10 protein-coding genes are annotated in these 9325 nt (G+C 59.7%); 9 read left to right on the plus strand and 1 reads right to left on the minus strand.

Going from position 1 to position 9325, the window contains the following annotated elements; genetic code table 11:
* The 8 genes from serS to J4F42_20155 form a co-directional block, all read left to right on the plus strand.
* Positions 1-879: serine--tRNA ligase (serS, locus tag J4F42_20120; protein MCE2487826.1), on the plus strand; the 879-nt coding region annotated here is incomplete at its 5' end.
* 136 nt (positions 880-1015) lie between these two features.
* On the plus strand, positions 1016-1378 hold the full coding sequence (locus J4F42_20125) for a hypothetical protein (protein ID MCE2487827.1): 363 nt from the start codon (positions 1016-1018) through the stop codon (positions 1376-1378).
* A 26-nt stretch (positions 1379-1404) separates the two neighbouring features.
* On the plus strand, positions 1405-2007 hold the full coding sequence (locus J4F42_20130; GenBank protein MCE2487828.1) for a ubiquinol-cytochrome c reductase iron-sulfur subunit: 603 nt from the start codon (positions 1405-1407) through the stop codon (positions 2005-2007).
* A 22-nt stretch (positions 2008-2029) separates the two neighbouring features.
* The gene (locus tag J4F42_20135; protein MCE2487829.1) at positions 2030-2800 is read left to right on the plus strand and encodes a cytochrome b N-terminal domain-containing protein; all 771 of its coding nucleotides are present in this window, start codon (positions 2030-2032) and stop codon (positions 2798-2800) included.
* A 115-nt stretch (positions 2801-2915) separates the two neighbouring features.
* A complete protein-coding gene (locus J4F42_20140; GenBank protein ID MCE2487830.1) occupies positions 2916-3713 on the plus strand; it encodes a hypothetical protein in 798 nt (265 codons plus the stop codon).
* A 10-nt stretch (positions 3714-3723) separates the two neighbouring features.
* Positions 3724-3894 carry a hypothetical protein gene (locus J4F42_20145; GenBank protein ID MCE2487831.1) on the plus strand — a complete coding sequence of 57 codons (171 nt, stop codon included), beginning with the start codon at positions 3724-3726 and terminating at the stop codon, positions 3892-3894.
* Between the two features lie 10 nt (positions 3895-3904).
* Entirely contained in the window at positions 3905-6628 is a 2724-nt protein-coding gene (locus tag J4F42_20150; protein MCE2487832.1) for a c-type cytochrome, read from the plus strand.
* Positions 6629-6671: 43 nt separating this feature from the next.
* The gene (locus J4F42_20155; GenBank protein MCE2487833.1) at positions 6672-7391 is read left to right on the plus strand and encodes a carboxypeptidase regulatory-like domain-containing protein; all 720 of its coding nucleotides are present in this window, start codon (positions 6672-6674) and stop codon (positions 7389-7391) included.
* 113 nt (positions 7392-7504) lie between these two features.
* On the opposite strand, the gene J4F42_20160 is transcribed toward J4F42_20155, so the two are convergent.
* Positions 7505-8335, minus strand: coding sequence for a hypothetical protein (locus J4F42_20160; GenBank protein MCE2487834.1), 831 nt, complete (start codon positions 8333-8335; stop codon positions 7505-7507).
* Between the two features lie 166 nt (positions 8336-8501).
* On the opposite strand from J4F42_20160, the gene J4F42_20165 reads away from it, so the two are divergent.
* Positions 8502-9005, plus strand: coding sequence for a 2,4'-dihydroxyacetophenone dioxygenase family protein (locus tag J4F42_20165; GenBank protein MCE2487835.1), 504 nt, complete (start codon positions 8502-8504; stop codon positions 9003-9005).
* Positions 9006-9325 lie beyond the last annotated feature (320 nt).

Here is a 9325-nt window from a genome sequence, read left to right on the forward strand (position 1 = left end):
CCGCCCAAGCCGCACTGGGAGTTGGCCGAGCAGCTGGGGATTATTGATTTTGAGCGCGGGGTCAAGATTTCCGGAACCCGCTTCTATGTGCTCAAGGGGCTTGGCGCCCGTCTCCAGCGCGCCCTGATCAGCTGGATGCTGGATCTGCACATCGCCAAACATGGCTATACCGAGGTGTATCCGCCGGTCATGGTCAAGGAACAGTGTCTGGTCGGAACCGGCAATCTGCCCAAATTTGGCGATAATCTGTACCGGGACGTTGAAGAAGACTTCTGGTTTGTTCCCACGGCCGAGGTACCGGTGACCAATCTGTACCGGGACGAGCTGCTTGAGGCCGACCAGCTGCCCATCTACCACGTAGCCTACACCCCGTGTTTTCGGCGAGAAAAAATGTCGGCCGGTCGCGATGTGCGCGGCATTAAGCGCGGTCATCAGTTCGATAAGGTCGAAATGGTCAAGTTCGTGCGGCCCGAGACCTCGGACGCCGAACTGGTCAGCCTGGTGGATAATGCCGAGGATGTCTGCCGTGGGCTCGGCGTGCCTCACCGGGTGGTGCAGATGTGTACCGGTGACCTGAGCTTTGTGGCTGCCATGAAGTACGACGTGGAAATGTGGGCGCCGGGCTGCCAGGAGTGGCTGGAGGTCAGCTCGTGCTCGAATTTTCGCGATTTTCAGGCTCGTCGGGCCAGGATTCGCTATCGTCCGGCTCGGGGTGCCAAACCGGAATTTCTGCACACCCTGAACGGTTCGGGTCTGGCCCTGCCGCGGGTGTTCATCGCCGTGCTCGAAAATTATCAACAGGCCGACGGCAGCGTTGAGATTCCGGCCGTTCTGCGGCCCTATATGGCCGGTGTCGAGCGGATCGGGCCGGCGTCCTGAGCCGTCTGGACGGACAGATATTACGGGGGACAAAACCGGCCGATGCAGCGCGCTCAGCATGGCCAGTGTCGGCTGGCTCAGGGGGCTTGACGGGCCGGAAAGGGGCAGATACTTATCGGCCGGACATAAGGTGATTGTGGCACCTGAATCGGAAAAACACGACCCCGGTCAGGACCGTGAAGCCGAGATTGAGCGCCTGACCCAGGAACTCTCCGGCCTCATTAACGAAGCTGGAACGCAGGGCCGCGAAGAGCTGCGTGAGTATGCGCTCAGCCTGATCCAGGCCGAGACAGAGACGACCCACGTTGAAGAGCCGCCTCAGCAGGAGGTACCGAAACAGGAGTTGGTTTTTAATCCCTTAGCTCTGAGCATTCCCCTCGTGCTGCTCGGCATCCTGCTGCTCCTGCTCTTCCCCCCGGTTGGGGTGGTGATACTCCTGTTTGCGGTAGTGATGGCGGTCGGTGGGGGGCTGTATACCTTGTTGTTTCATCGCAGATAGACCTCAATCGGGAGGAAGTGGGCGATATGGCCAGAAAACCCATTTCAGAAGAAGAACAGCGGGAAATCGAAGCCCGACGACGCATCGAACAGATTGCCGAACGCAAGAAGCGGGTTTCCGAGCGAGCTGAGCGCGGTGGCTTGTGGTCACGGCGTGATTTTTTCGGCCGGCTCAGTTGGGGCGGGTTTGGACTGGTGTCACTGATCAGTCTGCTGGCCTTTGTCCGCTCAGCCTTTCCCCGCGTCCTGGTTCTGCCCCCGTCCAGGTTCAAGGCCGGTTTTCCGGGCGACTATCCGGTCGGAGAGGTGAGCGAAAAATACACCCAGGAGTTCCGGGTGTGGATCGTCCGTGAACCCCAGGGGCTGTACGCCATCTTTGCCAAATGTACCCATCTCGGCTGTACGCCACGCTGGTCGGGCTCTGAGAACAAGTACAAATGCCCCTGCCATGGGAGCGGTTATTACAAGAACGGCTATAATTTTGAGGGGCCGGCGCCGCGACCGATGGACCGCTTTCAGCTCTCGCTGGATGAGGAGGGGCAGCTCGAAGTGGATATGAGCAAGGTGTTCACCATGCAGCCCGGGGGTGATCCCAACAAGCAACATCCGGACAGTATCCTCAAAGTCTAATCACAATGGGGGACGAGACCTTATGAGTCAGTGGGACGAACTCAAACGTCAGGTGATGGAATCGCAGGCCTGGCAGTCCATCTTCCGCCACGGCTATGAAGACACGCCGCGCAACCGGATTCTGATGGTGTCGGGCAATGTGTGGCTCCACCTGCACCCGTCCAAAGTTCGCAAACACTCGACCCGTTTGCGTTTCACCTGGTGTATGGGGGGGATTACCTTCCTCATGTTTCTGGTGACGACCATCACCGGCGTCTATCTCATGTTCTACTACCGACCGGTGGCCGAGTACGCCTACGCGGATATCAAATATCTGGAGTTTGATATGCCGTTCGGCATGCTGATGCGCAACATGCATCGCTGGGCCGCGCACGGCATGGTCATTGCCGTCTGGCTCCACATGTTCCGCGTGTTCATGACCGGTTCCTATAAACCGCCGCGCGAGTTCAACTGGGTGGTGGGAGTTATTCTGCTGGTGCTGACCCTCCTGCTGTCCTTCACCGGTTACCTGCTGCCGTGGGATCAGCTGTCGATCTGGGCCGTCTCGGTCGGCTCGAACATGGGCCGCGCCACCCCGTTGCTGGGCCACGAGGGGCCGGGTAGGGAACTGTTGGGGGTCAATGCCGTCTACGACGCGCGGGCCTTCCTGTTTGGCGGCGGAGAAATCGGCGCACATACCCTCCTGCGCTTCTACATCTTGCACTGTATTTTCATTCCGCTGGTGACCAGCCTGTTTCTGGCGGTCCACTTCTGGCGGATTCGCCGGGACGGTTTCTCCGGTCCTCCACTGTAGGAAGAGGGGGGATGTCATGCATGTACTCGTCGTGCCGATCCTCATGGCTCTGGTGTTGTGGGGGCTGTACGTGATTGCCAAGCCCCGGGCCGACAAGGATTCCTAGGAGAGACGTATGGCCGACATAAGCGCCCCAACCCCGCGGGTTGAGGTCTCGCTCAAAAAAGCGGGCAAGCCCGGGGATGACAAAGTCCATACCTGGCCGTTTTTGGTGCGCAGCGAATTTCTGTGCATGATCTTCACCATGGTCTTTCTGCTCTTCTGGTCGCTGCTGGTCGACGCCCCGCTGGAAGAGCCGGCCAACCCGGGACGCACCCCCAACCCCTCAAAAGCGCCCTGGTACTTCCTGGGCCTCCAGGAAATCCTGGTGTTTTTCGATCCGTGGCACGCCGGTGTGGTGGCTCCGACCTTTATCATCGTCGGTTTGATGGTCATTCCCTATATTGACATCAATACCAAAGGCAACGGCTACTATACGTTCAAAGAGCGCAAGTATGAGATTCTGACCTTCCTGTTCGGCTTTCAGGTCCTGTGGGTGTCCACGGTCATTATCGGCACCTTCCTGCGCGGGCCTGGCTGGAACTGGTTTTGGCCCTGGGAGCCGTGGGATTCCCACAAGGTTGAGGCCATGACCAACCAGGATCTGCCCTATCTGGTCGGTTTTCGCGACTACTGGACATCGGCCGCCTTTGGCGGCGGACTGGTTGTTCTGTATTTCGTGGTCGGGACCATTTTGATGTACTGGTGGGTGGTGTGGCTCAAGGGCCGGGACTTCATGCAGCGCTGGGGCTTGGTGCGTTTCGGGCTGACCTCGTTTCTGTTCCTGAATATGCTGGCGATTGTGGTCAAGATGGTGATGCGGAGCGCCTTCAATATCAAGTATATTATGGTGACGCCGTGGCTGAATATATGAGACGCGGTCGGTGTTGGGGGTCGCAAAATTCTTACAGGCGCTGGCGCTGGCCGTTGTGGGCTACGCGCTGATGGTCGGTCTGACCGAAGACAACAGCATGGGCAAGGAATTATATCTCCTTGGGACTGGCGTCGTAGTGTTTTACCTTGGCCACCTGCTTGAACAGCGGGGCCGGGCTTGAGTTGGGACGTATGGCACGCAGAGAACTCGACGACGATAAACGATCATATAGCGGATTATTCCTCTTCTCCATGGGCTTGTTACTGATGGGGACGGTCTGGTCGGTGTGGGACGACTCCGTATCGCGTCGTCCGTGGAAGAGATACCAGGCCGAGTTCGCCCGGATTGCGTATGACAAACTGAGCGCGGACCTCCAGGCTGAAGAGGAGCGGCTGGCCAACGATCCTGTCTACCAGGAGGCGACGGCAAAACTGGCCGAAGCTCAAGAGCAGGTCGGTGGCGGCGAGGGCGCCCAGCGTCTGGCCCAGCTGCAGACCGAGCTGGCGGTCGCCGAGGTGGCGGCCAGCGACGCCGAAAACGCCCTGCGCCTCGTGCGCAGCGAGATTGAGGTGGCCTGGTACGAGTACGATCATGCCATCATCATCGGCCATGCGACCCGTGAACCTAAGGCCCACCTTGATGCCCTGCTGGCTGAGGCCGAAGTCCTGGACGCGGACTTTCAGGCCAAAACCGCCCACCGCGACCAGCTGCAGAACGAAATTGACGAGATCACCCTGAGCGTTCGTGAGTGGACCGACACCCTCCGGCGGCTGACCACCGACCGCGAGCGCCTCAGGCAGCGGCGGGACGATACCGTGCTGTTTGCCTCCGACGGCTTCATTATTCCCTACTTTCCGACTATCGAGCAGGTCGTCCTGACGGAATTTGACCGGAGTAATTTTGATACCCCGCTCCAGCGAGTGGACCGCTGTATCTCGTGTCAAGTCGGCATCAATCGCAGCGGCTTCGAGGACCAGCCCCACCCGTATAAAACCCACCCCCAGCGTCGGCTCCTGCTGGGGAATCACGTCGGCTGTACGCCGTGTCACGAGGGGCAGGGGGTGGCAACCAACAGCATTGCCCAGGCTCACGGCAACGTCCAGTTCTGGGAACATCCGCTGTTTGAGGACGAGAAGGTCGAGGTCAACTGCATCAAGTGTCATGCCGACGTGCAGGATGTGGAATTCGCCGAGAACATCGCCCGGGGTGAAAAACTGTTCATGCAGGTCGGGTGTGCCGGCTGTCACCTGGTCGAGGGCTATGGTGAGGCGCGCAAGATTGGTCCCCATCTGAGACGGGTGGCGGCCAAAGCCGATCCGTCCTGGCTGGTCGAGTGGGTGACCAACCCGCACGAATTTCGTCCCCAGACCCGCATGCCGCACTTCTTTTTGACCCCCGAGCAAGGCAAAGCCGTTGCCGCCTATCTGCTCGACGCGAGCCAGGAGGAGGGCGAGGAGTGGCTGGCCTCACGGCCCATGCCGGAGGGCATTGATCCGACCGACGCGGCCCTGGTCGAACGGGGCAAAGCTCTGGCCGATGCGGTCGGCTGTCGGGGCTGTCATATGCTCGAAGAGGGACAGACCGCGACCCTGGTCGGCTCGGCCAAGACCTATGCGCCGCTGCTGGCCCGGGTTGCCGAAAAAACCAACCCGCGCTGGCTGTATTACTGGATCAAGAACCCGCGTGACTACTCTCCGCATACCGCCATGCCGAGCCTGCGCCTGACCGATGACGAGGCCAAAGCCATTGTGTCCTATCTGATGACGTTGGGGGAAAAACCGGCGCCCTTTGCCGACCGGCCTGACTTGGCCGATGCCGAGCTGGTCAATCACGGCCAGGCCCTCGTCCGGCAGTACGGCTGTCATGGCTGTCATGAAATCCCGGGCATGGAACGAGAGGGCCGGGCCTTTGGCTCCAAGACGCTTGAAGAGCTGTACTTCGGCAACCGGACCGATGTCCCGCACAGCTGGGACGGCTGGACCTACTACAAGATCAGGGAGCCGCGCGGCTACGCCACAGATCGCATTGAGCAGCTCATGCCGTGGTTTAACTTGCCGGATGAAGACATCCGCCTGATCCGGGTTTTTCTGGCCAGTCGCACTGAGGGCGAATTTGCCGAAGCGTATCACGCCCACAGTCGATGGACCGATGCCCTGGTCGAAGGCCAGCGGATGGTCCAGTACTACAACTGTACCGGCTGTCACCTGATAGAGGAAAAGGGCGGGGACATCCGGGTGCTGTACGAGGAGAGCCCGACCCTGGCCCCGCCCATCCTCAAAGGCCAGGGCGAGAAGGTTCAGCCCGAATGGTTGTACGAATTTCTGAAAGGTCCGACCCCAATCCGACCCTGGCTGGAAGTCCGTATGCCGACCTTCCACTTCGACGATACCGATGCCCGGAACGCGGTAGACTACTTTATCGCCCAGGCCAAGCTCGAAAACCCGTACACCTACCTGAACCCGGCCGAACTCTCGCCCCACATGCTCCAGGCCGGCGAGGTGCTCATGTCTGACGATTACTTCGCCTGTTTCTCGTGTCATCAGCAGGGCGACAAAAAACCCGAGGGACCGCCCGAGGGCTGGGCGCCTGATTTAGAACTGGCCAAGGACCGTCTGAACCCGGACTGGGTCGTCAGATGGATTGAAGATCCGCAAACACTCATGCCGGGAACGCGCATGCCGAGTTTCTATCCGGGCGGACCGGAGGATATTCTGGAGGCCGATGAACCCAGACAGATGGAGGCCATGCGCGACTATATGTGGACGCTGGGTGTTCCTCAGATGGCCCAAGTGGCCGAGCCCAGCCCGGCCGCCACGCCTGAGGCTGCAGTCGAAAGCATGGGCCCTGTCCCTGAGACGGAGCTGTCCGGAGAATCGGTTGAGACGGATACACAAGATGTAGCCCCCGCTGCCTAGCGGGCGAAGCGAGAACGCAGCACTCAAAGACAAGGAGGAGAATATGTACCGTGTGAAATACCTGGCTGTGGCTGCCCTGAGCATTCCCGTGCTGACGCTGTCAAGTGCCTGGGCCTATGAGAGTGGAGATGTGAGCAATGGTGGTACGATTGCCGGAACGGTGAAGTTTGTTGGCGAGGCGCCAGCCATGGCCAAGATCGAAACGACTAAAGATGTGGACGTGTGCGGCAAAACTGAAAAGTTTGACGAGGCGCTTGTCGTCGGAGATGGGAATGGGGTGAAGAACGTCGTGGTGTCTATCGCCAATATCGAAAAGGGCAAGGCCCAGGCGGCCGAAGGCGGGACGCTGGACCAGAAAGAGTGTATCTACACGCCGCGCGTGGTCCTCTCACCGGCCGGGGCTGATCTGAACATTCTGAACAACGACGGGATTCTGCACAACATTCATACCTATAGCGAGGCCAACCCCTCGATCAACAAAGCCCAGCCGAAGTTTCGGAAGAAGATGACGCAGAACTTCGCGCAGTCCGAAACGATTCGGGTCGAGTGTGACGCCCATAGCTGGATGAAGGGCTGGCTGGTGGTGACCGACCATCCTTACTATGCCGTCACTGATGCCAGCGGAGCGTTCGAGTTGGCAGACGTGCCGGCCGGTTCATATACCCTGCGGATTTGGCATGAAACTCTGGGCGAGATGACCCAGGATGTCACAGTAGAGGCCGGAGGGGTGGCTTCGGTCGCGGTTGAGATGGCCCAGAACTAGGATACAGGTCTGGTTTGAGAAGAGGCCGTTTGGCCTCTTCTTTTTTAACAAATGATTTTAATTGACTATAGTCAAAAACTGATATTCCAAAAAGCCGAAATTTTTTGTCCATCCTATCGAGGCTGTGTGCTGAGCACCTGTTCTCCCTGCTGCCAGCGTTCGGCTCCGTCTGACTGAGTCAGGGCCTGGTCCAGGGCCTGGCAGAGTTCGTGATGGCTGCCATCCAGACCGGCCTGAGTCACCCCGTCGCTGAGACCGCTGAGCACCGCATTACCCATCACAAACGCCGAGGTATCTATCCGGACTTGGCGTGCAGACGAGCCGTGCCCATACGCCTGCTCACAGTCGGCCAGCCGCAGCGAATTCCAGGCGCGGCATTTGAGGGGACGGGCTTCATACGCCATACAGCGATTATTGCGTAACAGGGGACAGGCGAGGGGGGGGGCATCTTTTTCGGCGGGAGCCTGTTGGCGTTGGAGTCGAGTGCTGAGGCGGTGGCGCAGCGCGTCGAGTTCCGAATCCGAGCAGTGATTGTGGAGCCAGCCGGCGAGGTGGAGTGCTTCGGCCGTAGTGACCAGGACGACGGGCAGGTAGCAACACCAGGCGCATCCCGCGTGACAGGCGCGCTGGTTTTTTTGCGGAGACTGATCGATGAGCGTGTCTGCCCAGCCCTGGGCATTGGCGATAAGACGGCTCAGCCGGTCGGTGCCCGACTGGAGAATGGCTGTCGCGTCATGAAATTCCGCGCCATAGACCCGCAGTTCCTCTGCGGCAGCCGGCGGTAAGCCTTGAGCGATGAGGGTGTCGAGGTAGTGGCCGATCTCGGCCGGGGAACTCAGCCGCTGCAGGGTGGCTTTGAGGATAGCGACCGTGGGAAGAGGGGAGGCGGACGGCGGAGCGGAGCGCTTACGTTTAGCCTGTCGGCGCCGTTCGGCTCGGTTCATGGTGTTCTCCTGTGTTCTTGTTTATGACCCTTGCGCCGTCTGTGTCAAGAAAGCTTGCACGAAGCGGTGAAGCCTGGGAGAGACAGGCAGGGGGCGAGAGGGCTTGAGTTCTTCAGCCGGCGGCATACAATAGGCGACCAACGCCACAGTTCAGGAGGGAGAAGTTATGGCCAAAGTCACGCAAGTATTCGATCCGCTCGACGCTGCCCTGGTCCGGACCGAGGACGAAGAGTGGATTCAGAGCGGAGAGGGCAACGAGTTCAAGGTGTTGCGGATCAGTAAAGAGACAGGAGCCTGGAGTGCCCTTATTCGGGCGAAAAAGGGTCAGGTCAATCCCCCGCATACCCATCTGGGAGCGGCCGACTTTTACGTTATCTCGGGCGGCTTTGACTATCGGGGCGGATCTGCGCGAGAGGGCGACTGGGTCTACGAACCGGCCGGCGCCGTTCATGAGGCGACCTCGCATCCGGTTGATACGATCTACCTGGCGAACGTCTATGGTCCGGTCGGCTTCCATGATGCCGAGGGCAATATCGCCCAGGTTCTGGACTGGCGGATGATTCAGCTGATGGTTGACGAGGCCAAGAAAAAGCGCACGAAAGCCCGTTCCAGGCGGCGCACGACGACGGCAAAGAAAGCGACCAGCCGCACCAAGCGCAAAGCTGCCTAAGTCCAAAGTCCAACCACAAGCGGCCAGGCGCCATCTGGTCGCACTCCCGAAACATTTCAAGACTGTTCTGTCACGGCCGTGACCGTTCAGTTCCAAGATTGTGCGCGTTGCTGAGCCTTCCAGCGGGTAAGGCGTCGGCCAGGGTCCGGACTCATAACCAGTAGAGGAGAATGGCGGCAAGGGTGACTGTGGCCTGGTAGTTTTGCGCGAGCTTGTCGTACCTGATACGCCACCGGGTCAACATGGAGTTTGGTCGTGCGGCCCCCCCGCGAGCGTCCAATGGCTTGGGGAGACGCCCCCCTTTTCCCCCCGCCGCTGAC

The organism is Desulfurellaceae bacterium, assembly GCA_021296095.1.
Classification (GTDB): domain Bacteria; phylum Desulfobacterota; class Binatia; order Bin18; family Bin18; genus JAAXHF01.

Bases quoted from the DNA above. Each gene is read 5' to 3' on its own strand.
- J4F42_20130 (MCE2487828.1), top strand. From the start codon at position 1,405: ATGGCCAGAAAACCCATTTCAGAAGAAGAACAGCGGGAAATCGAAGCC.
- J4F42_20135 (MCE2487829.1), top strand. From the start codon at position 2,030: ATGAGTCAGTGGGACGAACTCAAACGTCAGGTGATGGAATCGCAGGCC.
- J4F42_20140 (MCE2487830.1), top strand. From the start codon at position 2,916: ATGGCCGACATAAGCGCCCCAACCCCGCGGGTTGAGGTCTCGCTCAAA.
- J4F42_20150 (MCE2487832.1), top strand. From the start codon at position 3,905: ATGGCACGCAGAGAACTCGACGACGATAAACGATCATATAGCGGATTA.
- J4F42_20155 (MCE2487833.1), top strand. From the start codon at position 6,672: ATGTACCGTGTGAAATACCTGGCTGTGGCTGCCCTGAGCATTCCCGTG.
- J4F42_20160 (MCE2487834.1), bottom strand. From the start codon at position 8,335: ATGAACCGAGCCGAACGGCGCCGACAGGCTAAACGTAAGCGCTCCGCT.
- J4F42_20165 (MCE2487835.1), top strand. From the start codon at position 8,502: ATGGCCAAAGTCACGCAAGTATTCGATCCGCTCGACGCTGCCCTGGTC.